General features: G+C 76.1%; 2 protein-coding genes and 1 pseudogene. All 3 read right to left on the bottom strand.

The features are described 5' to 3' along the window. Nucleotides 1-759, bottom strand: a 759-nt coding sequence (locus HMPREF3086_RS02280) for a lysoplasmalogenase family protein (RefSeq protein ID WP_246830861.1), incomplete at its 3' end; no start/stop codon positions are given. 6 nt (nucleotides 760-765) lie between these two features. Continuing rightward, nucleotides 766-1,323 (bottom strand): orotate phosphoribosyltransferase, encoded by a 558-nt coding sequence (gene pyrE, locus HMPREF3086_RS02275; RefSeq protein ID WP_007629136.1) that lies wholly within the window; start codon nucleotides 1,321-1,323, stop codon nucleotides 766-768. A 171-nt stretch (nucleotides 1,324-1,494) separates the two neighbouring features. Then, nucleotides 1,495-1,965: pseudogene (locus HMPREF3086_RS02270) on the bottom strand (hypothetical protein); the annotation flags it as partial.

Here is a 1,965-nt window from a genome sequence, read left to right as displayed (position 1 = left end):
GGCCGCGGCGGCGGCGCCGGTGAGCAGCAGCAACGCGGCGGTGGCGTAGGTGTCGATCACGCCGACGTCCAGGGCGCAGGCCGGCACCGTGCCGCCCTTGACCTTGCGGCGCGCGAGGATGAGCGAGTCGCTGAGCAGGAACACCGGCCCGGCCACCGCCAGCACCGACGCGGCCGGTCCGTGCGAGCGGTCCACCGAGGTCGCCAGCGCCGACAGCGTCGCGAGCAGACCGCCGTACGCGGCCAGCGGCGCGTTCTCGCGGCCCTCCGCGAGGAGCACCGCGGCGGCCGCCCCGGCGACCACGCCGTGCACGGCCGACTGCACAGGCTTGAACCGCAGGCCCGAGCGCAGCATGAGCGCGCCCAGCGCGAGGTGGCCGGTCACGAACGCCGCCGCCCCCGCGGCCAGCCGGCCCACCTCCCGGCTGGCGTGCCCGTCGCCGAGCATGAGGATGACGTCGCCCGTCGTGTACGCCGCCCCGGTGGCCGACAGCAGCGCGGTGTCGACCGCCGAGAGGGGCCGGCCGTCCCGCAGCGCGATCGCCAGCGCCGCCGGCACGATGAGCGGCTTGCACAGCTTCTCCAGCGCGCCGATGCCGGTGGCCTTGGCGATCTCCGTCCCCGCGGCCGCCGCGAGGAACGCCGGCCCCTCCGGGCGAGAGGTGTCCGTGAGCACGCCCACGCGCTCCGTCAGCGCCTGCCGCACGCGGTCGAGGGCGGACCTCGTCGTCGTCGTGGTCGTCGTCGTCTTGTTCGTCACCTCAGGTCACTCCAATCCCAGGTCGGTCAGGCCGAGCAACGCCCGGTACTCCACGCCCTCCGCGCGGATCACGTCGTCGGCGCCGGTCGCGCGGTCCACGACGGTGGCCACGCCCACGACCTCCGCGCCCGCCTCGCGCAGGGCGGCGACGGCGGTCAGCGGCGAGTTGCCGGTGGTCGTGGTGTCCTCCACCACCAGCACGCGGCGGCCCACGATGTCGGGGCCCTCGATGCGGCGCTGCATGCCGTGCTTCTTGGCCTCCTTGCGCACGACGAACGCGTCGACCGGGCGGCCGGGCGCGTGCATGATCGCCGTGGCCACCGGATCCGCGCCGAGGGTGAGCCCGCCGACGGCGTCGAAGTCCCAGTCCGCGGTGAGCTCGCGCAGCAGGCGGCCGATCAGCGGCGACGCCTCGTGGTGCAGCGTCGCGCGGCGCAGATCCACGTAGTAGTCGGCCTCGCGGCCCGAGGACAGGGTGACGCGGCCGTGGACAACGGCCAGCTCCGCGACCAGCTCGGACAGGCGCGCGCGGGACTGGGCGTCGACGGGGGCGGGCTCGGTCATGGGACTCCTTGCGGGGCAGGGGGCGTGGACACGATGGGCCGGCGGGCGGGCCAGGCCGCCGCCGGTGGTGGTCCCGACTCTAGTCGGCCGCGGATTGCACCACGTCACGACCGGTTTGTCCGGGACGTCCGGTCGTCCGCTCGCCCGCCGCGCCGGAATCCGTGGCCGGCGTCAGTCCCTGATGTCCGGCGGGAGGTGGAGTCGGGCGGTCTGCTCGACGTCGGGGTCGACGCCCGGTCGCTCGCGGCCGTCGGCCTCGTCACCATCGTCGTGCGCGGGCTGCTCGTCGTCATCCGAGCGGCGCCGGCGGCGTCTCCCAGCCGACGGCGTGGCGCCCACCTTCGCGGCGAGTTCCGCGACCGACAGCCGGCCGGTCTCCTCCTCCGCGCTCTCCGCGGAGTCCGCCCCGTGGCGGCCGGACGGCGCCCGCTCGAGGTCCGACCCGCCGTCGATGCGGGCGGCGTCGAACCGCTCGACCTCGTCGCGGATCTCGTCCTCGTCGTCCTCCGAGCCGAGCGGCTTGATGGCCGCCTCGCCGCTGTACGCACCCGCGGCGAGCGGCGGCACCGAAGCGTCCTCCGGGTAGGCCTGCCCGATGCCCCGGCTCGGCCGCGACAGCGGCGGCCGGGGCGCGAGGTGGTC

Origin of the sequence: Dietzia sp. HMSC21D01, assembly GCF_001815995.1 — a bacterium.
Classification (GTDB): Bacteria; Actinomycetota; Actinomycetes; order Mycobacteriales; family Mycobacteriaceae; genus Dietzia; species Dietzia cinnamea.
Note: the sequence above shows the minus strand (reverse complement) of the source record. Positions and strands in the feature narration are given on the sequence as shown.

Excerpts from the sequence above, each read along its gene's own strand:
- pyrE (WP_007629136.1), bottom strand. The coding sequence starts at position 1,323 with ATGACCGAGCCCGCCCCCGTCGACGCCCAGTCCCGCGCGCGCCTGTCC.